At 46.6% G+C, this 21173-nt stretch carries 15 protein-coding genes; 11 read left to right on the top strand and 4 right to left on the bottom strand.

The window, feature by feature from the left end; all coding sequences use genetic code 11:
- Positions 1–36 precede the first annotated feature (36 nt).
- From C943_RS12860 to trmB, 6 genes are read left to right on the top strand one after another with little or no spacing between them, the layout of a single operon-like run.
- Positions 37–804, top strand: coding sequence for an SPOR domain-containing protein (locus C943_RS12860; RefSeq protein ID WP_008628490.1), 768 nt, complete (start codon positions 37–39; stop codon positions 802–804).
- A gap of 2 nt (positions 805–806) precedes the next feature.
- Positions 807–1499, top strand: a complete 693-nt coding sequence (locus C943_RS12855) for a MotA/TolQ/ExbB proton channel family protein (protein WP_008628488.1) — start codon at positions 807–809, stop codon at positions 1497–1499.
- Between the two features lie 2 nt (positions 1500–1501).
- The gene (locus C943_RS12850; protein ID WP_040480596.1) at positions 1502–1894 is read left to right on the top strand and encodes an ExbD/TolR family protein; all 393 of its coding nucleotides are present in this window, start codon (positions 1502–1504) and stop codon (positions 1892–1894) included.
- Positions 1895–1900: 6 nt separating this feature from the next.
- The gene (locus C943_RS12845) at positions 1901–2860 is read left to right on the top strand and encodes a Ferric siderophore transport system, periplasmic-binding protein TonB (RefSeq protein WP_008628478.1); all 960 of its coding nucleotides are present in this window, start codon (positions 1901–1903) and stop codon (positions 2858–2860) included.
- A gap of 5 nt (positions 2861–2865) precedes the next feature.
- On the top strand, positions 2866–4155 hold the full coding sequence (locus C943_RS12840; protein ID WP_040480621.1) for a bifunctional folylpolyglutamate synthase/dihydrofolate synthase: 1290 nt from the start codon (positions 2866–2868) through the stop codon (positions 4153–4155).
- Entirely contained in the window at positions 4155–4817 is a 663-nt protein-coding gene (gene trmB / locus C943_RS12835) for a tRNA (guanosine(46)-N7)-methyltransferase TrmB (protein ID WP_008628476.1), read from the top strand. The genes C943_RS12840 and trmB overlap by 1 nt, the downstream gene beginning before the upstream one ends.
- Before the next feature lie 17 nt (positions 4818–4834).
- On the opposite strand, the gene C943_RS12830 is transcribed toward trmB, so the two are convergent.
- The gene (locus C943_RS12830) at positions 4835–5335 is read right to left on the bottom strand and encodes a GNAT family N-acetyltransferase (RefSeq protein WP_008628474.1); all 501 of its coding nucleotides are present in this window, start codon (positions 5333–5335) and stop codon (positions 4835–4837) included.
- Positions 5336–5809: 474 nt separating this feature from the next.
- Here C943_RS12830 and C943_RS12825 point away from each other — a divergent pair, with 474 nt between their 5' ends.
- From C943_RS12825 to arfB, 3 genes are all read left to right on the top strand, one after another.
- The gene (locus C943_RS12825) at positions 5810–8485 is read left to right on the top strand and encodes an amylo-alpha-1,6-glucosidase (protein WP_157198536.1); all 2676 of its coding nucleotides are present in this window, start codon (positions 5810–5812) and stop codon (positions 8483–8485) included.
- A 132-nt stretch (positions 8486–8617) separates the two neighbouring features.
- A complete protein-coding gene (locus C943_RS12820; protein ID WP_008628468.1) occupies positions 8618–11410 on the top strand; it encodes a formylglycine-generating enzyme family protein in 2793 nt (930 codons plus the stop codon).
- Between the two features lie 4 nt (positions 11411–11414).
- Positions 11415–11831, top strand: coding sequence for an alternative ribosome rescue aminoacyl-tRNA hydrolase ArfB (arfB, locus tag C943_RS12815; RefSeq protein ID WP_008628466.1), 417 nt, complete (start codon positions 11415–11417; stop codon positions 11829–11831).
- Positions 11832–11897: 66 nt separating this feature from the next.
- Here the strand turns inward: arfB and C943_RS12810 are convergent, their stop codons facing one another.
- Genes C943_RS12810 through C943_RS12800 form a run of 3 tightly spaced genes read right to left on the bottom strand, consistent with a single transcriptional unit; the run spans position 11898 to position 17610 of the window.
- Positions 11898–13274, bottom strand: coding sequence for an efflux transporter outer membrane subunit (locus tag C943_RS12810; protein WP_008628464.1), 1377 nt, complete (start codon positions 13272–13274; stop codon positions 11898–11900).
- A 1-nt stretch (position 13275) separates the two neighbouring features.
- Entirely contained in the window at positions 13276–16425 is a 3150-nt protein-coding gene (locus C943_RS12805) for an efflux RND transporter permease subunit (protein WP_040480594.1), read from the bottom strand.
- A 30-nt stretch (positions 16426–16455) separates the two neighbouring features.
- On the bottom strand, positions 16456–17610 hold the full coding sequence (locus tag C943_RS12800; protein WP_081610483.1) for an efflux RND transporter periplasmic adaptor subunit: 1155 nt from the start codon (positions 17608–17610) through the stop codon (positions 16456–16458).
- A gap of 539 nt (positions 17611–18149) precedes the next feature.
- On the opposite strand from C943_RS12800, the gene C943_RS12795 reads away from it, so the two are divergent.
- Both C943_RS12795 and C943_RS12790 read left to right on the top strand, forming a co-directional pair.
- Positions 18150–18887, top strand: a complete 738-nt coding sequence (locus C943_RS12795; RefSeq protein ID WP_040480592.1) for a glycosyltransferase family 2 protein — start codon at positions 18150–18152, stop codon at positions 18885–18887.
- Entirely contained in the window at positions 18880–21126 is a 2247-nt protein-coding gene (locus C943_RS12790; protein WP_008628455.1) for a lipid-A-disaccharide synthase N-terminal domain-containing protein, read from the top strand. The genes C943_RS12795 and C943_RS12790 overlap by 8 nt, the downstream gene beginning before the upstream one ends.
- The last annotated feature ends 47 nt before the right edge of the window (positions 21127–21173 follow it).

The following is a 21173-nucleotide window of genomic DNA, read 5'->3' as shown; positions in this document are numbered from 1 at the left end:
GAGATCCATTTCTGAAAACAGCGGATTAAAAAAAGCATGGAAGAGAAAGAACAGGAAGCCCTTCGACGACAAGAAGACAAAGACTACGGTTTTCCGTTTGTTGACGTGAGGCCGCTCTCTTCCACAGAAAACCAGAAATCAGAACCTGCCCAGTCCGTAGACCCGGTAGCGGAATCGGCTACAATTGAACCAGAAACATCCGTCCCAGGCTCCCTTTCAAATCCGATTCATTTTGAGCGAAAGGAGACTCAGAAAAGAAACCAAACGCCCTTGCTTATTACATTGGTGTTTATGTTGGCTGTGATTTTGGCGGCGATGGCCTATTTTCTCTATTTTACCCCAGCAGAGGAAACTGTCAAAGAAGTCGCCGAGACACCACAACCAGAAGCTATGCAGGAAGTAGAGCCCGTTGTGGACGAGGTCGCTGCAGATACGGTCGAATTGGAAGTTCCTCTGACGCTAGAGAAAGAGGAAGAACCAGTGAAAGAAGCAGCTGCCCCTCCCGTCACCCAAACCCAACCTGCACCCACGGGCCCAATCGGTCAATTGCACTTGGTCGAATCAAAAGGCGAGCGGCCCATCTACCATTTGATTGTTGCCAGTTTACCGAATGAGAGAATTGCGCGGGAAGAAGCACAGGTATTTCTCAACAGCGGTAGGGATGTTTGGATGATTTTTCCGGTTGGGGATACCAAAAACTTCAGACTTTCCGTTGGAAGTTTCGGCAGCTTCAAATCCGCCTCAGAAGCACTTCCCCAAGCAAAAAATGACTTTGGCGAATCAACTTGGATTTTGAAATATTAAATATGGTTTTGTTACAAACACTCAGTACAGAAGGCCAGGTCATGGCCGATTCTTTGGTTTCACTCGATGGTGGACAAAAAAGCATAGGATTGCTGGATTTGCTGATCAAGGGAGGATACATGATGATTCCTTTGTACATCCTGTTCATCATGGCGATCTACATCTTCATTGAGAAGCTGATGACCCTCAAGAAGGCATCCAAATCACCCAAACACATGATGGATCAAGTCAAGATTTTGGTGCAAACGGGGAAAATCGAGCAGGCAAAGATGCTCTGTATGACAGAAAATTCACCCGTCGCCAATATGGTTTCCAAGGGTTTGGAGCGGATCGGAAGTCCATTGAAAAATATTGAGGTTTCCATCGAAAATGTGGGAAAAATCGAGATATACAAGCTTGAGAAGAATCTGGGTGTATTGGCAACAGTTGCAGGCGCTGCTCCCATGATTGGTTTCTTGGGGACGGTTACTGGTATGATACAGGCATTTATCGCTGTGGCCCAAGAGGAGGGAATGGTTTCCCCAAAATTGCTGTCTACGGGTATTTATGAAGCTATGATCACGACAGCGACAGGATTAGTTGTCGGTATCATTGCTTACCTTGGGTACAATTACTTGGTGACCCAGGTTTCCAAATTGGTACATAGCATGGAATATGCTTCGGTGGAATTCATTGATCTTTTGCAAGAAAAATAAGTATGGGCCTTCAATCCAAACATAAAGTTGATGCGTCGTTCAGCATGTCCTCCATGACCGATATCATCTTTCTTTTGTTGATATTCTTCATGTTGACTTCTTCCTTCATCACGCCATCTGGATTGCCCGTCAATCTGCCATCCAGCGAGACTTCGGACATTGTCATGCAGGAAGTGACCGTCACGGTAACCAAAGACCTGCGTTTTTCCGTTAACGATAAGGTAGTCACAAGAGAGGAAATCAAGGGAGAGCTTACGTCCCTGCTACAAGACAAGAAAGGGCAAGTTGTCCTGCATATCGACAAATCCGTTCCAGTTGAGTATTTGGTAGAGATTGGCGGGATTGCGGCCTCCTTGGAGGCGAATGTTTCCATCGCGACAGTTCCATTCAAATAGATAGAAATGCAGATCTGGGAAGCCGAGAAGACTGAGTCGGAAAACAAAAAAAAGGCAGCGATCATTACGGTGCTTGTCAATCTTCTTTTGCTGCTGGCGATCTATTTTATTGTGGTATGGAAGGAACACATTCCGCCCCTTCCAAAGTACGGGATGGAACTGAATCTTGGATTTACCGACACTGGCAGTGGTGATAGGCAGACCAATGCGCCGCCTTCAGAAGCACAGGCGCAAGCGGACAATGCACCCGCGCCAGGGGAACAATCACCTAAGCCGACGGAATCGGCTGTACCCGTTGCACAACCAAAGACAGAAACGGCAAAGCCAAAATCTACTCCAGCAAAGCCGGCCTATGAGGCGCCTGCCAAAACGAATAGCCCGGTAAAGGGCGCTGAAAATCCCAAGCCAGTAGTGAAGGAAACAAGCCCTGCCAAAAAAGAAAATGTCCCAAGTACACAGCCAGCCACATCGGAGGCTGAAAAAACTACCACAAAGGCTGAGGAAAAACCTAAAATAGACCAAAGAGCTATCTTTGGCGCAGGAGGTACATCAGGCACCGGAAACAAACCCGCAGCCGGTAGTTCTCAGGGTTCTTCGTCCAAAGCAGGCGATGAAGGAAAGCCCACAGGAACAGTAGATGGACGGGCAATCATGGGTTCGGGCACCGGTACGGGGAATCCAGGCCCAGCATCAGGCGTCGGGCTGGACTTGGCGGGATGGGAATTTGCTACGCAGCCAACCATTCGCGATAATGTTTCTACAAGAAATGGTAAGATAGTTTTCCGTATCACGGTAGATGATGCTGGCAAAATAGTGCAGGCAGTGCCAATAGAATACAACGTAACAAATGATGTATTGGCTTACTACCGGACTGTAGTAAACCAGGTAAAATTCAAACGCCAAAGCGGCAACGCTACTGCTGATTTTTCAACCGGGCGCATCACTTTTATTATCAAGGTTGATTGATGTCGATGACCTATAAGGAGACGTTGGACTATCTGTTCAATGCACTGCCGATGTTTCAGCGGATCGGTGCAGCGGCTTTCAAAAAAGACCTGACCAATACACTGGCACTTTGCGATCATCTCGGTAACCCCCAAAGAGCGTTTAAAAGTGTCCATGTCGCTGGCACCAACGGCAAGGGCAGTACCTCCCATGCCATGTGCTCTATCCTGATGGAGGCTGGATACAAGGTCGGACTCTACACGTCCCCGCATTTGAAATCATTCACCGAGCGAATAAAGATCAACGGTGAAGAAATTCCCGAAGGAGACGTGGTCACCTTCGTAGCCCAAAACAAGGCGTTTTTGGAAGAGTTAAGGCCGAGTTTCTTTGAAATGACAGTCGCCATGGCTTTTTGGTATTTTGCCAAGGAGCATGTCGATATCGCCGTGATCGAGGTTGGCATGGGAGGAAGATTGGACAGCACGAATGTTATTTTGCCTGAACTCTCCCTTATCACCAATATTGGCTACGACCATATGCAGTTTCTGGGAGATACACTTCCCTTGATCGCAGGTGAAAAAGCAGGGATCATTAAACAGGAGGTTCCCGTTGTTATCAGCCAAACGCAGTCGGAAACGCAGCCGGTATTCTTGGCCAAAGCCGCAGAAATGCATGCTCCAATATATTTTGCCGATCAGGTTTTCAGGGTCAAAGCGAGTAAACCTTCGGTCTCTGGAATGCAAACTTTCGAGTTCGAATCTAACCGTGGAATAGTTCAATACGATATGGACCTATTGGGGAGTTACCAGCGGTACAACTTACCAGGGATTTTGAATGCTTGCAAGGTTTTGAATACGCTCGGTTGGGAAATTCCGGAAACAGCCATTCGCCGAGGTTTATCGCGTATTGTAGCAAACACCGGACTGAAAGGTCGATGGCAAATACTTGGGAAGGCACCTTGGGTCATTTGTGATACTGGGCACAACGAGGATGGAATCCGCCTCATTCTGGATCAAATCGGAAAAATGACTTTTGGTCACCTTTGGATGGTGATCGGTATGGTACGTGACAAGGATATTTCAAAGATCCTTTCGATGCTACCCAGGGACGCATCCTATGTGTTTTGCGAAGCTAGCATTCCCAGGGCCTTGCCAGCCGCTGAGCTTTCCGCGGCGGCCTTAGGACATGGTTTGATGGGTGAAACTATCCCTGACGTGAATGATGCCATCGGCCGTGCCAAGCAATTGGCAAAAGAAAATGACTTGATCTTCATCGGAGGCAGTACTTTTGTCGTCGCCGAAATCGAAAATTTGTAATGAGCAGAAAGAAACTCCAAAGATTCAAGGAAAACGATGCCAATCGCAACGTAGTCCAAGCGGGGAAGCCGATATTTGAAACCATCAAAGGGAATTGGAACAAAGTCCAATTTCCAATCGCACAACCTATCGTCGTCGAACTTGCCTGCGGTAGGGGAGAGTTTACTGTAGGGCTTGCACGTGAATACCCACAGTCCAATTTTATAGGAGTGGATATAAAAGGTTCGAGAATATGGAAAGGCAGTACGATCGCCATTCAGGAAGGACTGGACAATGTGGCTTTTCTCAGAACCCAGATTCAGGAATTGGACAAATATTTTGACAATGGGGAGATTTCCGAGCTTTGGATCACTTTTCCAGACCCATTTCCGAGGGAAGGGGATGAGAAGAGACGATTGACCTCAGGCAAATTTTTGGATATGTACAAGCCACTCATCGCCATAGGAGGGGTGGTACATTTCAAGACCGACAACACTGGACTTTTTGATTATTCCCTTGAATTGCTCAAATCAAGGCAGGATGTGGAGCTTTTGTTATTTACCAATGATTTTTACCAATCTCCCTATCGGGATGAGCACCACGGTATCCAGACCCGATACGAAAAGATGTTCAGCGAAAAAGGTGAAAAGATCAAATACCTGAAATTTAAATTCATCGGATAGGACACAGTAAAGATCCCTTAAAGATCCATTTCCATCACAAAGTCGTCCATCACGAATCCGTTACCGATGTCGATCACCTCTTCTTTGGCTTTCCTCATGCCAATCCGCTCATAGAATTGGATTGCCTTTTCATTGAACTTGTTCACGTTGAGGTAAATAGCTGCTTGGTTTTTTCTCTTGGCCTGATCGACCACGTAGTTGATGAGAAGTCTTCCAAGCCCTTTTCCCTGTGTCTCGGGGAGTAGATAGATGCGATGGATTTTTGTCTTGTTGGATTGATTGGAGTCGTGTTCAAAGGAGCAAAAACCTAAATAACCCGTTTCATCCTTAGCCAGTATGTACTGATGGCCTTTTTCCAGCACGAGCGATTCCAATATAGGCAGGTCGTACATCGCTTCTAGCATGTAATCGATTTGTTCTTTGGTGAGGATTTTACTAAAGGTTGAGGGCCAGGTCTTATATGCGATCGATTTGACTTCAGGTAGCAAATCCACCGTGGCGGGGATAATCTCAATCATTGAGAAGGAGTGGGTTTTGTTCCTAGATACGTTTCAATACATTCAAGTTTAATAAACAGGACCAAAAAAAGAAACCCTTCCGAAGGAAGGGTTTTTTGGGTGATTAAGAAAATGACAAAAAGTTGCGAGATAGACGAGAATTCAAGGTTAAAAAAATGGAAGCTTTTCAAATGGGTGATGCTTGAAAAACGCGGGTGATTAAGTCGTTTTGTCGTTCAAGATGATTCAAAGCTAGGCAATTGATTTAATAAAAACAAAATAAAAAGTATGCGAAGATCTCAAATAATAAATATTATTAATTTTTTGTATGAAAAAACAGAATAATAATTTGAAATATAAAAAACTTGCCATCAAATACAGTTCTCTATGTTTTTGTCGTTTGGCGGGGTGTTGATGACTGTGGATTTTATGTTTACCAATACCATTTTTATTTCTATCTTTTATCTCCAAGACCTGAAAAAAATTCTGAAAAAGTTGAAAAAAAATTTTCTGCCCCTGGTTTTTCTGCTCGGTTTCTTGAGTTGCAGCCAAAATGCACCCGAAAAAGTCCAGTTTAGTTCAAAAGATGAGCCGATCTATGCGACCTACGCAGCCGGTTTGGAGCGTTCCCAATATCTGATCGACCAAGGCTATGAGTTCCAATATTTCGAAGCCCACAAGCCGCTCGGATTTAATTCACAAAAGGGAGGTCAAATGGGATTGGTTTTCAAAGTCGACGGCATATTGATTTCGGATATCGATCAATATTTCCGACAACCATCTATCAGCGAGAGCTTTCCTGACATGGTTAATTTTTCCTTTCAGCCAGCGCAGGGTTTAGAGATAAATGGTGATTTTTTTGTTTTTAGTTCAACTGTTGCGATACAACAATATGAACTCATGAATTCTAGCGGGAAACCAATGAAAATATCGTTGATTCCCTTTTTTCAGAACGATTATCGAACTGTCCGGGATCTGAAGACTTTCGCCCGAAATAACGCCTTTCACTTTTTTCATGAAAAATATCCCGACGGGTGGTCAGTCAACCAAAAGATACCGTACAAGGACAGTCTGCAGAGTGTTTTGGTTTTTTCAGACGCGGCAAAAGACTGGTCCTTTTTTAATTCAGCATCCGGAAGGGCTGCCCAGCCGGACTTTGCTTTTTTTGAAGATAGGAAGCAGAAGCTTCAGATCTATGGCCGGGCGTATGACAAAAAGGAGCGACTTGCCGAACCGAGAGGATCAGCGAGAATTCTCGTCAGAGACCCCGGAAATCCGAAATATATCTTAACGGAAAATGCACCTGTTTGGGGACTGCGGGCGCCTGCGATCGATGAAGATGGCTTGTTTCGTATCGAATTGGGGAATTTTCCTGATGGATTTTCCTTGCACAACCTTGAATTCAGCTATCTGAATTTGACCAGAAATATTGCAGACATCTTTTCGCCGGGCTTGCTAGAGTCATCCAAACGAATTGACTTTCACGCTTCCGACAGCGTCAGATTGGTTAGGGTTTCGGGTATTGAGAAACATTGGCATGATTCGGTTTTTTCATTTTCCTGGGAGCCGGTCCCAGATATCGAGTCATACTTGATCTATCAAAGAAGTTATGCCGATGGCCTGTATGAACTTGTCAAGGAAGTGAAAGACGCTTCTTTTCAACCCGAGAATAACTCAGGAGAACGTTTGATGGGCTATGTGGTCTTACCTAAGGGTGATTTTGCATCTATCCATTCCGAGGAGATACTCAATGTGCCCGATCACAGTTTAGATCGTTGGTTGGCAGAGGAAAAAGGTCCCGCCCATATTGAAAATCCAACGGGAATGGCTGCCAAGTTTGAATTTACGTTGAAGCCAGGCGAATCAAGGACTTTCTCGATAGTACGGGGAATTGCAGACCACAAAGCTGATTCAGATAGTCTTTACCAAGCGATAGGGGATATTTTGCCGATTGACTTTGGGAAATACAGGGCTGAGAATCGCAGTCTTTTTGCCAAAGTTGCTCCGCCGGAAGAATGGGATAAGGATACACAATGGCTCTACAAAAGTGCTTGGAACATGATGCGCCAAGTCATGATGCCTGCCGAGGGCAAAGCCAAGCACAATTATTACCTATTTTCTCGGGAACCGACTTGGGGTTGGGGACACGGAGGGCAGGTGTTTCACGAGAGTATCACGATGCTGGCCTATGCCCATTTGGATCCACAGAGTGCGATGAATTCCCAAAGGATCTTTTCCGAAAGGCAATATGAAAACGGCTATATCAATTACCGCACAGGGCCTTTTTTGGATGAAATCATAGAATACAACGGCCAGTTGACCTCGTCCGCACCTTGGTACAATTGGCTCAATTGGGAGATTTACCTCATTACCAAGGACCGTAAGTTTTTGGAAGAAATGTACAATTCAGGAAGGAAGTTCTACGATTTTTACACCCAAAACAGGGACAGTGATGGCGATGGACTTTTGGAATGGGGCGGTCATGCCATCCTGGAATCCGTTCGGGATGCGAATGTGGCGGTTTGGGACGAGGTAGGTTGGCCAGCCAATTTTGAATCTGTGGACCTCAACTGCATGATGGTCATGGAAGCAAAATCCTTGGAGCAAATGGCTCTGGTTTTGGGGAAAAACGATGAGGCAAAACAATGGAGGACCGACCATCAAACCCGTATTCGCCTGATCAACGATACATTTTGGGATGAAGAAAACGATTTCTTCTACAACGTCAACAAGACCGACAATTCCTTTACTTTCAATCGTCCAAATGATTTGAAAAGGGACGAAATCATTGGTTTTTTGCCACTTTGGGCGGGCGTTGTCGATGAAGACAGAGCTCGAACACTGGTAGAGAAGCTGACTAATCCAAATCAGTTTTGGAGAAAACACGGCATCCCTTCGCTTTCTGCCAAAGATCCCTATTACAACGACAAAGGATACTGGAACGGTCCGGTTTGGCTGCCTTGGAACTACCTCATATTTCGTGGGCTCAAGGATTATGGCTACCATCAGGAAGCGGCTGAACTGACCGATAGGGTCGCAGCGGTGATGATTTCACAACTGAAACAAAACCACAACCTATGGGAATTCTATTCGCCGGACCAAGATTGGGCAGGCTACCATAAGACCTATATATGGGCCGAGATCATCAATCGGATGCTGATGGATAGGTGAAGTAATGCTTGAAAAAAATGAGATTTGGCAAACTGGTGAACTTTGGACCCTGCAGAACATATAACGTAGCATTTCATTTCAGGTGCTCGATCGATTGTTTGCGTCATTGAAAAAAGAAAACACCCAAAAACTATGGCCCGAATATTTGTCTTGCTTCTTTTATTGCACCAACTCGCTAGCCTCTCACAGGCGCAGAACCTGACTGTATCGGCAGACAATCGCCTGCAGGTCCACCAATTGCAGGGGATTGACTTGGTGCAATCATTACCGATTTTTTCGATCGTCATCAGTGGCGAGAAGGTCCTATCCAGCGAATTTAATCCAGCAGTTTCTTCTTCCATTTGGCAAAGCAAGCTTGCTGTGGTCATGGATAGCACGGAGACCTCGGAAAATCATTGGGAAGGTATTTTCAGGTTTAAAAACATGTCCAAGGATACCTTGACTTTGGAGAATTTTGTCCCCTTTGGAGGATCGAATGGCCAAGTATACATCACAGGTCTTGGTAAGCACCGTCTCTCACGGACGCACCTTTTTCGTCCGGGTTTCCAGCCGGTCAATGTGATTTTGCCTGATAACGCATGGGAATTGGGCTACTGTAGTTTTGAAATAGGCGGCAAAGGTTTTGCTGCATTGGCGAGAAGGAAGTATTGGGAAGGGGCCATCAGGAGGCGTTTCGAAACGGTACTTCCCCCGGGGGCTTCAGTGACTTACAGGCTCTATTTGGATACTTATACTGGAACATGGCAAGACGGATTGCGGAAGGTTTTTCAGGAGAAATTCCTGTACGATTTGGACACTTTTGACAATAGTCTCTATGAAAGGAAAGACCTTCAGTGGATCAGAAAGGCCTATGCCATGCATTTGCTGATGGCTTGGGACAAGGATTTTTACAGTTCTGAAAAACAGGTTTTTAACATATTTGAATTTGAGCAAAAAAGTAAGCGATGGTTCGGGGGCAACGATGTCATTGGAATATGGCCGACTTGGCCGACCTTGGGTTTGGACCAAAGGAACCAATGGGATCTTTTCCGGGATCTACCCGGTGGATTGGAAGGCATCGCGGCTGTTTCGGATAGCCTGAATGCATTGGGGACCAAGCTGTTTATTTCTTACAATCCCTGGGATGAGAGCACACGTCTTGAAGGACATCTGGAAGGTATGGCCGAGCTCATTCGAGGTACGCATGCGGACGGCGTGGTCTTGGACACAAAGGGAAGCTCAAGCGGCGAGATCCAGGCCGCGGCAGACGGTGTCAGACAAGGCGTCGTGATGTACAGCGAAGGGATGGCGGTGCCAAAGGACATGCCGGGAATTGTATCCGGACGAGTACACAATGCGCTCTACTACCCCCCGATGCTGAATCTCAACAAACTGATCAAGCCCGATTTTGCCATTTTCAGGGTTGCAGAATTGGCGTTCGACCGTATCCGAAGGGAATATGCGCTATCCCTATTCAACGGCTACGGTACCGAGCTCAATATATTCCGTCCCGGAAGACCGGAATGGATGGAGGAGGATTACCGGTTTTTTGGGCAAACCTTGAGGATTTTGAGGGAAAACCATTCCAATTTCATCGTGCAATCTTACACGCCGCTATTTCCGACCTTGGAAGACGGGATATTTGTCAATCATTGGCCAAGGGCAGAGAAAGAGATTTTCACGGTTTTTAGCCTTAGGCCAGAAGGCTTTATTGGAAACTTGCTGGAGGTACCGGTTCCAAAACCAGGCTGGCACTATGTCGACCTCTGGAACCACCTCGAGGTTAAACCTAAGGAAGTTGATGGAAAGTACTTCCTGCCAGCCGATCTGGAAGCCTTTCACAAAAAGTGGCTCGGCACCAACAACGAAGGAGCGGTAGGGGCGTTTGCCTATATGCCCGATGTTTTGGAAGCTTCCCTGGTAGAAAACATGCTGCTAGTGCGGTCAAAGGTCGCAGGTGAAATCCGTATCTGGGCTGGTCAGCCTGCTTATGACAGGGATGCGGTTACCGTATCAGGGGAACAGGCAAGCGTCGATATCCGAACCCAGTTTGGGGATTATGAAGGAAAGATCGTGATCCAACTGATGGACAAAGAAGGGGAATTGGTCGATGAGCAAATCATCCAAATGGAGTATGGCGTACCCAGATTGGTTTCGGTATCCAAAAGGACAAACCCATTGAAAAAGGCTCCAAAAGGCATGGTGGAGATTCCTTCTGGGACATTTGAAATGAGGGTTACCCAAGGAGATCAGTTCATCCCTTATCCGGTTTCCGGATTTCCAAAAAAATTGCAAATCACGGGATTCTTCATGGATGTTTTCCCAGTCACCAATGTCCAATTTCAAGAGTTTTTGGATGCATCCGGGTACAAGCCGAAGGAAGCTCACCGATTTTTGTCACATTGGGTGGATGGCAAAATCCCGATTGGGCAGGAGAATTTCCCTGTGGTCAATGTAAGTTATGAAGATGCCCAGGCCTATGCAGTTTGGGCTGGAAAGCGACTACCCACCGAAGCCGAGTGGCAATATGCGGCTTCGGCGGGAGACGGCAGGGATTGGCCTTGGGATGCCAGTTTGAAGGTAAAAAAACGCACGGAATATGTGACCAATACGCTTACGGTAGAGCATTTGGACGGCCTGGATTCGGCATTCGTCAACCTAGGAAATGGGCAAATCGAAGCAGTTGGCTCAAGGCCTAAAGGAAAAAGCCCCTGGGGATTGCAGGATATGGTTGGCTCGGTTTGGCAAATGACCAATGACCTATACGATAGCGGAACGAGCCGATTGATCATCCTGAAAGGGGGGAGTTATTTCAAGCCGAGTTCGAGTTGGTGGTATGTGCAGGGAGGCCCGCGTGAAACCCATTACCGTCAGATGCTGTTACGGGTATCGGAGGGATTCGAGCGCAATGCCACGGTGGGATTCCGCTGCGTCGCTGACAAATAGAAACATGGATATCTACCAAAAGATCAGGGAAAAGGCATTTGACGGGGAATTTGAGTTTCAGATGAGCCGTAGTTCAGGTCCGGGCGGGCAAAATGTCAACAAAGTGAACTCTAAGGTGGCCTTGGTTTTCAACGTTCGCGGATCTGTTGTGCTTTCCGAGGAAGAGAAAAGTGAATTGCTGGTCAAACTCGCCAATAAATTGGATAGCGAAGGTAATATTCAAATCCAAAGCCAGGAAAAGCGCTCCCAACTTCAGAACAAGGAAATTGCCATTGCGAAGTTCTATGAAATGATCTCCAAAGCCTTCCAGAAGAGGAAGATCCGCAAGGCGAGCAAACCGAGCAGATCAGCAATTGAGAAGCGTTTAAAAGAAAAGAAGGCACAGTCCGAAAAGAAAAAAATCAGAAGGGGAGGGGATTGAGCTTCTATTCGTCATAAAAATAAGGGCCCTGTTTTAAGGGCCCTTTTTTCGTTTACAATATTCCAATTACCAACCGCCTCCCAAAGCCTTGTACAACCTGACCGTGGCGACAAGTTGGTTTTCCAAGGCGACGGACTTTTCAAACTCGGCGTTGAATGATTCCCTTTCGGCATCCAATACCTGAAGAAAGGAAGTATAGCCATTATCGTACAGCGCCTTGGACAGGAAAAGTGACTTTTCCGTGGCTGCTTTCTGCACGCGACGGGCATTGAACTCATTGCGGTAGGTCCTGATTTCCGCAAGGGAATTTTCCACCTCTGCAAATGCCGTCAGCACGGTTTTCTCATATTCATAGGCACTTTGTACCGCACGGGCACGTTCCACATCGACACGGCGTTTGTTTTTTCCAAAATTGAAAATCGGTCCCGTCAATTGCCCGGTGACTGTTCCAAGAACAGCCTCAGGTGTAAACAGATTGCTCAAACTAGGGCTCGCGACTCCCATCATCCCTGTTAGGCTAATAGAGGGAAAACGCATCGCCACTGCAATTCCAATCCGTTCGGTTTGGGCCATCAAACGCTGTTCTGCTGCCTGAATGTCTGGTCTTCGGACCAAAAGCTCAGATGGTAATCCGACCGGGATGTCCAAAGGCAGGGTTTGATCCTGGTTTTCCTTTCCTCTTTCGATGGGCCGATAGGGTCTCGCAAGTAGCACGTTGAGGGCGTTTTCCACGTAGATGATTTGCCGCTCGAGCGCATAAATCTGCGATTCTGCGGCAGCCGCGATTTGTTGGGCCTGCAGTTTGTCCAATTCGGAGACATTTCCTTTTTCAAACCTTTTTGAAATGATATCCAGGTATTCCAACCGGATTTCGTGGGTTCTTTTTGTGATTGCCAATCGTTCATCCAATCCTCTGAGATTGAAGTATAACTCGGCAACTTGGGCCACTAGCGATATGTAGACCGTTTTCCGGGCTTCTTCAGCTGCCATCATTTCGGCAAAAGCGGCACGGTTTGCCCGACGAAGCTTGCCCCAGAAGTCAATTTCCCAAGAAACATTTCCCAACACAGCAAGCATATTTGGGGAAAAAGCCACGCCCGCATCCTGTGCAAAATCCCTGAAATTTGCTGCCCTGCCGAGCGCATTGTAATTGAGCATCGGGTAGAGATTTGCCTTGTTGAATCCCAGCGTGGCTTTTGCCTCCTCGACCCTGGCCGCAGCCTGCAATAGGTTGAGGTTGGAGTCCAATGCCGTTTGGATCAAACCCTTCAAAGTCTCGTCTTGGTATACCTCCCACCACGCTAGATTGGTGATGGAATCCGTAGACGTCGCAGCCTGTGTATATTTGGGCGGCTGCTGCATTTCTGGCTTTTCGTATTTAGGACCAACTTTACATCCCACTAATACCAAACCCAAAAGAATAATCAGTGCTAAGTTTTTCATGTCAGTGTGTGGGTTCAGAAGGTGAAACAGGAGCTTCAGGTTTCTTTCTCTTTCCGCCGATACTCTCTATCAGTACAAAAAGCCCAGGCACGACAATTACCCCGATAATCGTTGCAATGAGTGTTCCGCTGAATACGGCCATGCCCATGACTTTCCGCGCTTCGGCACCAGCTCCTGAAGCCGTCAGAAGTGGAACCACGCCGAGCATAAAGGCAAAAGAGGTCATCAAGATAGGACGGAGGCGGAGCTTTGCTGCTTCCAGAGCCGATTCGAAAAGGCCCTTGCCTTCCTCATACAGCATTTTTGCAAATTCCACGATCAGGATGGCATTTTTTGCCGTCAAGCCAATCAACATCACGAGGCCGATTTGGGCAAAAACATTGTTGACATAACTGGTGCTCCATAGACCACCCAGCCACAATCCCAAAAATGCCCCAAATACCGCCGCAGGCACACCCAACAAGACAGAGAATGGTAACTTCCAGCTTTCATATTGTGCTGCCAAAATCAGGAACACAAATACCAAGGCCATCAAAAACATTGTACTACCTGTTCCTTCCGCTGCCTTTTCCTGATAAGACATGTTACTCCACGAATAGCCGATTTCCTTTGGCATTGTGGCTGCGACTTCCTCCAAGGCACGTAAAGCGTCTCCGGAGCTGTACCCTTCTTTCGGTGCGCCCGAGATTTCAGCGGCGCGGTACATGTTGAATCGATTGGTATAGGATGGGCCACTGATGTCTTCCACAGATGTCAATGTCGAAAGCGGAATAATCTCGCCTTTTCTACTTCTCACGTAATACCTTGAAATATCCAAGGGATCAAGCCTGTCTTCTCCCTCAGCCTGGACAAAGACCTTGTATTGCCTGCCGAATCGGTTAAAGTCGTTGACATAGGCACTTCCTAGATAGGTAGAAATCGTGCTCGTTACCTCGGCGAGGTCAATTCCGAGCTTTTCGACTTTGTCGTAGTCGATCGTGATTTTCTTTTGCGGCACATTGGCGCGGTAGAGGGAGAAAATGTTTCCAATTTCAGGGCGTTTTCTCGCCTCACTTATAAAATGCTGGGTTTGCTCCGCCAGGAATTCGGGCGTGCCACCGGATCGATCCTGAAGTTGGAGCGTGAAACCGGCAGAGGTTCCCAGACCTTCTATAGGTGGAGGTCCAAAGGCAATTGCCGTCGCTTCGGTGATATTGCTTCTGAAGGCGATATTGGTGGCTTGGATGAGTTCCTTCGCGGTCATCTTTCTTTCCTCCCATGGTTTCAAGGAGACAAACACGAACGCATTATTGGTAGAGTAGGACCCCGTCAACAAGCTAAATCCCAATACCATGGTAGAATACTCGATATCCTCAAATTCGGACAGGACGGTTTCTACCTTTTTGGCTACTTGGTCGGATCGCTCCAGCGAAGAAGCATCGGGAAGTTGGATGTTGATCAAATAGTAACCCTCATCTTCTTCGGGAACAAATCCGGATGGGATCCCTCGTCCCAAGAACACCGTAGCAAACAGGACGACTCCGATAATCATAGCGGACCGGATGGATTTTCTGGCTACTATTCCTGCAACGCCTGTATAGCCTAATGTAAACTTGTCAAATGCCTTGTTGAAAGCATTGAAAAACCGTTGTAGCAATCCCTTTGATTCTTTTTTGGGCTTGAGCATCAAAGCTGCCAGGGCTGGACTCAATGTCAAGGCATTGAAAGCTGAAAACAAGACAGAGATAGCGATGGTGATGGCGAACTGCTGATAGAGCCTTCCGGTAATTCCTCCTGCAAATGCAACCGGTACGAATACAGCTGCCAATATCAAAGCAATTGCGACGACAGGCCCGCCCACTTCCTTCATGGCCTTTTTCGTTGCATCTTTTGGCGAAAGTCCATGTTCGATATGGTGCATAACAGCCTCCACAACCACGATGGCATCATCCACTACGAGCCCGATCGCCAAAACCAAGCCCAGAAGGGAAAGTACATTGACCGAAAATCCAAGAAGCGGAAAGATGATGAACGTACCGATCAAGGATACCGGTACTGTCAAGAGTGGAATCAAGGTGGCGCGCCAATCTTGCAGGAATAGGAACACGACCAAGATTACAAGGATCACAGCTTCGAAAAGCGTATGGACAATTTCCTCAATACCTACCGAAATCGCCCGGGTCGTGTTGAGAGACACCTCATAATTGACATCCTGTGGAAAGAACTTTTTCAAATCCTCCATCGAGGCTTGGATCAAGTCTGCGACTTCCAAGGCATTGGATCCAGGCATTTGGTACACGACGATGGTGGATGCCGGTGCACCGTTCAAGCGGCTGACAGCATTGTAGTTATCCAAACCCAACTCGATTCTCGCAACATCCTTCAGCCTGATGATGGCTCCGCGGTCGTCAGACTTCACGATGATATTGCCAAATTCCTCCTCGGTAACCAGGCGCTCCTGCATCGTGACCGTATAGGTGTATTCAACACCCTCAGGAGCGGGAGGTGCCCCGAATTTTCCACCAGGGGTAATGGCATTTTGCTTACGAACGGCGGCGACCACATCGTTGACAGTCATGTCCATACGGGTCAAAAGGTCGGGATCCAACCAAATCCGCATAGAGTAATCCGAACCACCAAACAACAACACATCGCCGACACCTTTGATCCGTTTCAATTGGTCGACGATATTGATGTTTGCGTAGTTATTGAGGAATTTGGAATCGTAGGTGTTGCTGGGTGAGGTCAGGGTCACCAGCATCAGGGGGAAAACCAGGGACTTTTTGGTCGTCACCCCGAAGTTCTTCACTTCGACTGGTAGTTTGGCATTGGCTTGGGAAACCCTATTTTGGGTCAGCATGTTGGCATTGTCCAAGTCTGTCCCTACCTCAAATGATACCTGCAATGTCAACGAACCGTCGGCGGCGTTGATCGATTTCATGTAAAGCATTTCTTCCACCCCATTCACCTGTTGCTCGATAGGCGTCGCTACGGCCTGTTCCACGTTGACTGCATTGGCTCCGGTGAAGTTGGTGGTGACCTGAATCATCGGTGGGGTGATTTCAGGGTATTTTGAAATGGGAATGCCACGTAGCGTGATCAATCCCATGATAACCAATAGGATGGAGATTACCATCGCTACTATCGGTCTGCGTATGAAAAACTCGCTCATAATGTCTTTGTCTTAGGCTGTCAGAAAAACTTATTTTGCTGGGGCTTTTTCCGGCCAAGCCTGCTCATTGACCGTGATCTTTGTGTCGGGTGTCAAACTCGCAGTTCCCAATATCGCAACTAAGTCTCCTGCCTTCACACCGGAATTGATCACCCAACCATCACCGGATTTTGGCCCTGTGGTGACCGGAACAGCCTGTATTCCACCAGAGGCATTTATCGTAAACACCTGGGACAAATGTTGTTGTTGGATAACCGCCCGCTGCGGCACTAGCACCGCATTGGGAATCGTAGTCACCAAGATTCTGGCCTTCACAAATAGACCCGGCCGCAAAACACCCGTCGGATTGGGAAATCTGGCTTCTACTGTCAGTGTGCCCGTTTTGGGATCGATTTCCCGGTCGGCCAAGTTTATTTCACCAACACCTTCGTATTCGGTACCGTCCGCCAAAACCAAGTGGACATTTTTTCGGGTTTGCTCTATTTCTTCCTTAGTCAGTCTACTCAGCCGCAGGTATTCCTTCTCACTGATTTGAAACCTCACCCTCACGGCCCCTACGCTAGAAATCGTTGCCAATACCGATGTGGTTCCCATTCTGGTCACATAGTCTCCTACCCGAAAATTCGAGATCCCGATGATTCCGTCAAATGGCGCATACACGCGGGTGTAGCCCAGTTCGATTTTAGAATTTGCGAGAGAAGCCTCTGCCGCGCGTACACGGGAGGCAGCGGCCTCATAGCTTGCAACAGCATTGTCCAGATCCTGCTTGCTGAGCGCATTCATCTCAGCCAAGGGTCGTACACGTGAAAGTTCGTTTTGTGCCCTCACCAGTTCGGTCTGTGCGCTGGCAACTTGGCTTTTCTCCCGATCCACACTCGTCTGATATTGGATATCATCGATCGTATAAAGCAAAGTGCCCTTTTTCACAAAAGTGCCTTCGCGAAAATTAAGTGATGTGACCCAGCCATCAACCCTTGATCGAATGTCCACGTCGGACTCACCGTAAACCTGGGCGACGAATTCTTCAAAAATGGGAACATCCTGTTGGATGGCCTTGACGGCATTGACTTGAACCGGTGGAAGCTCCACAACCTCCTTTTTGGCACACGCCGACCAGAAACATCCAGCCAAAACAATGGCCAAGGAAAGGGCTTTGTACCTTTGAAACCTATAACTTAACTTCATGGTATGTAGTGTTTTTTTCTAACAGAAAGTTAAAAAAATCAAATAAAAAATTTTGTTTTTTGTTGAAAAAAGTAAAAAATATTTGTTTTCGTATGCTGATATTATTGATTTATGTCAATTTCGAAGAGGCATCGAAATCTGGTTTGTCGGGCAAGAATGACTAGATGTATTGAAAAAGGAAATGACTGGTAAGTAATTCGTTGATTCGCAGTATGATGCCACTTTGGATGCCAACAAACATGCTTAGGTTTCCAAACTGCAGAAATCATAGTTTTCGTTTTGATGTAAAAATAAAACTAATCCTAACCTTGTTGTGGTTGAATATTGCCAGAGGAATTTTGGAGGCTTTTTTTAGACTGAGGCATTCGTGAAAAAAAATCAGCTCAAAGAGGCGGTCAAGGCTCAAGGAGGCAGGCAATTAGGTATTTATGATATACATATATTGTCGACGGTTCTAAACTAGATTTAAGGTTTTCTTAAGCAAATATTAAGCGTTGTATCCAACCTTTGTGGGGTATTGTCCCATTGATTTTGAAGCCATGGAAGCAATGACCTTGATTGTGCCGATTTTCAACGAAGAAGCCAATATCCTGAGGGTATGGGCGCAGGTGGACGAATACCGCAAAAAATCAAATCTCCAGATCTACACGCTTTTTGTCGATGATGGGTCTACCGACAGCAGCTTGGACCTCATCAGGGAAGTCTGTCGGGAAGATCCTTGTTATGGCTACCTTTCTTTCTTCCAGAATAGGGGACTGAGTGCTGCTATCAAGGCGGGAGTTGACCATGCTCAATCGAGGTGGGTTGGCTACATCGACGGAGACTTGCAGACGAGCCCTCTGGATCTGCTCAAATTTGAGACGTTCCTGTATTTTTATGATTTGGTTACGGGAGAGAGAAGGCAAAGACAGGATTCGTACGGAAAGAAGTTGTCCTCCTCCTTTGCGAATTGGTTTAGAAATCTCTTCCTGAAGGATGGTATTTCCGACACGGGCTGCCCCTTGAAGGTATTCGACAGGGAGTTTTTCCTCAAAATCCCCTACTTCAATGGTTTCCACAGGTTTTTCCCAGCCTTGACCCAGATTTATGGTGGTACGGTGAAAGTAATCCCCGTACAGCATTTCCCTCGGGTGGAAGGTAAATCCAAATTCAATGCTTGGAATCGCATGATCCAACCGCTATTGGATATGTTGCTTGTTTGGCGGCTCAAAAAGAGGCGTATCCATTATGCTGTCAAGGAATCCAAAGTCGCCCAATTGGCGCTGATACATGAGTAACTATTTTGTCCTCGCGCTCGGACTGGTAGCCCAAGGGCTCTTTGCCGGGAGGTTCATCATCCAGATGTTTGAGTCGGATCGGATCAAAAAGGTGACCGCACCCACGCTTTTTTGGCAGCTAAGCCTCCTTGCTTCGTTTCTGTTGATCGTTTATGGCTTTGTAAGAAACGACATTGTGATCGTGGGAGGCCAGCTGATTGGCTATCTGATTTATATCCGAAACTTGGTCATTCAGGGAAAATGGGATCTACTGCCCAAGTTTGTTCGATTTTCAGCTTGGGTATTACCTTCGGTATTTCTGCTTTTTTTGGTTTTTGGACTGGATTTCAATTGGGAAAATTTCCTCGCCAATCCCGAAATCGATTCCCTTTTGTTGACTTGGGGAACATTCGGCCAAGTCATATTTACCTCCAGATTTGTCATCCAATGGATTCATTCCGAGCAAAATCGCGAATCAGCGTTCCCAACTTCGTTCTGGTACATCAGTATCGTTGGTGCTTTGATGATTTCGGTTTATGCCGTATTTAGAAAAGACGCTGTTTTGTTTATCGGTCAGGCTTTTGGGCTGTTGGTGTATTTCCGAAACCTTCAAATCCACTATCGTTCCCAGGGTAAACCCTTGATCTCCCTGGCCAAGTGGAATGCCAATCTTCCGATTTTCGCCCTCCTGTTTTTCCTCTCCTTGGTCCTGTTTTTCAATCTTGGAAACTGGGGAGTGACCGAAAGCAGCGAGGCGCGATATGCGCAGATTTCGAAGGAAATGCTAGTCTCCGGCGATTATATCCATCCTACACTGATGGGGATTTACCACTACCATAAACCTCCGGTGACCTACTGGATTACTGCGGTGGCATACCAACTCTTCGGCGTTTCGCCTTGGTCGGCCCGGTTTTTTCTTCAAATAGCCATCTTGATTCAAGTCTGGATCGTCTTCAGCATTTCAAAAATCCTGCTTGAGGGTAGCACCGTTGCTTGGCGGGCTGCGCTGCTTTATTCTTCCTTTGTTTTGGTGATTGCAGCCGGACGTGCACTTACGACAGATATCTACTTGGTTACTTTTGTGTTGGCTGCGCTGCTGTTTTGGTTTTTGTATCTCAAGAATTACAAGAATTTCCACCTTTTGCTATTTTATCTTTTTTTGGGACTGGGCTTTCTTACCAAGGGGCCGGTTGTTTTGATCGCGCCTGTCGTGGTCTTGGCATTCCAAGGTTTTTTCCTCAAAATCTCTTTCGGGAAAACGTTGATTCATTTGCTTGGAATCGCCTTGTTTCTTTTTGTTGGCTTGGGATGGTTTGTATTTCTGTATGTAGAAAACAGGCAGTTTTTGGACTACTTTGTTTTGAAACATACGGTTGACCGATTCTCGACTAACGCCTTTAGCCGAAGTCAGCCTTTTTGGTTTTATTTACCAATGGTCCTGGTGACGGCATTTCCCTGGATAATTGTTGCTTTTCTGAAATTCAAAGAAATTGAAATCAAGTCACCCTATTGGATGCTTTTGGCGTGGATCGTTTTCCCTTTATTCTTTTTTTCTTTGAGTCAATCAAAACTAGCCCTTTACGTTCTCCCGATTTATCCGGGGATTGCAATGGCCGCAGCCTTGGTTTGGGAGAAGATGTCCCCTGCGCGACAAAAATCGTGGGGCCTTATCCAATCGGTCTTTCAGCTTCTGATTGTTTTGGCATTGGTGGCTATGCCCTGGTTTGATACAAGGATTGTCTTGAATTACAAGTTTTTCTTTATTTTGATCAGCATGGCTACTGTCTTGGTTTCACTTTGGATTATTCGTATCCCTGATTCTGAGCGGGCATTATGGTCTGCTGTTGTATTTATGGGAGGCATTACGGCGGCTTCGACCTATTTTCTGGGTGCCAATCCAAGCTTGGTCAACGATCAAAGAAATCTGGCCATGTTCCTGCAAAACGACTTAGGAAGTACCGAGAATGTATTGGTCTATGACAGCCGTTTGCCTTCGCTGTCATTTGCGACCGATAAGAACATCATTTCCCTCTACGATGGGTCTGATGACCTCAACCGCGAGACACAATTTCAAAAAGATGACCGTTGGAGGGAAAATCTCATCAATCTCCGCGAACATCCCGATTGGTTGGAAGAACATGTTCCTGCGAGGTCTGTGCTGGTAGTAAAGAAGTCGAAGCTGGGCGATACCTTGGAAGCAAGGGTAAAGCGTGTATTTTTGAATCAAAAGCAGATTGACGGATGGGTGTTGTATTATTGAGAAGGAATTTGAGGTGGGGAATAGAATGGATTTGCTTTATTCACAAT

It is taken from the genome of Mariniradius saccharolyticus AK6 (genome assembly GCF_000330725.2).
Classification (GTDB): Bacteria; Bacteroidota; Bacteroidia; order Cytophagales; family Cyclobacteriaceae; genus Mariniradius; species Mariniradius saccharolyticus.
Note: the sequence above shows the minus strand (reverse complement) of the source record. Positions and strands in the feature narration are given on the sequence as shown.

Excerpts from the sequence above, each read along its gene's own strand:
- C943_RS12805 (WP_040480594.1), bottom strand. The coding sequence starts at position 16,425 with ATGAGCGAGTTTTTCATACGCAGACCGATAGTAGCGATGGTAATCTCC.
- C943_RS12790 (WP_008628455.1), top strand. The coding sequence starts at position 18,880 with ATGAGTAACTATTTTGTCCTCGCGCTCGGACTGGTAGCCCAAGGGCTC.
- arfB (WP_008628466.1), top strand. The coding sequence starts at position 11,415 with ATGGATATCTACCAAAAGATCAGGGAAAAGGCATTTGACGGGGAATTT.
- C943_RS12795 (WP_040480592.1), top strand. The coding sequence starts at position 18,150 with ATGGAAGCAATGACCTTGATTGTGCCGATTTTCAACGAAGAAGCCAAT.
- C943_RS12800 (WP_081610483.1), bottom strand. The coding sequence starts at position 17,610 with ATGAAGTTAAGTTATAGGTTTCAAAGGTACAAAGCCCTTTCCTTGGCC.
- trmB (WP_008628476.1), top strand. The coding sequence starts at position 4,155 with ATGAGCAGAAAGAAACTCCAAAGATTCAAGGAAAACGATGCCAATCGC.
- C943_RS12855 (WP_008628488.1), top strand. The coding sequence starts at position 807 with ATGGTTTTGTTACAAACACTCAGTACAGAAGGCCAGGTCATGGCCGAT.
- C943_RS12860 (WP_008628490.1), top strand. The coding sequence starts at position 37 with ATGGAAGAGAAAGAACAGGAAGCCCTTCGACGACAAGAAGACAAAGAC.
- C943_RS12850 (WP_040480596.1), top strand. The coding sequence starts at position 1,502 with ATGGGCCTTCAATCCAAACATAAAGTTGATGCGTCGTTCAGCATGTCC.
- C943_RS12810 (WP_008628464.1), bottom strand. The coding sequence starts at position 13,274 with ATGAAAAACTTAGCACTGATTATTCTTTTGGGTTTGGTATTAGTGGGA.
- C943_RS12820 (WP_008628468.1), top strand. The coding sequence starts at position 8,618 with ATGGCCCGAATATTTGTCTTGCTTCTTTTATTGCACCAACTCGCTAGC.
- C943_RS12845 (WP_008628478.1), top strand. The coding sequence starts at position 1,901 with ATGCAGATCTGGGAAGCCGAGAAGACTGAGTCGGAAAACAAAAAAAAG.
- C943_RS12830 (WP_008628474.1), bottom strand. The coding sequence starts at position 5,335 with ATGATTGAGATTATCCCCGCCACGGTGGATTTGCTACCTGAAGTCAAA.
- C943_RS12840 (WP_040480621.1), top strand. The coding sequence starts at position 2,866 with ATGACCTATAAGGAGACGTTGGACTATCTGTTCAATGCACTGCCGATG.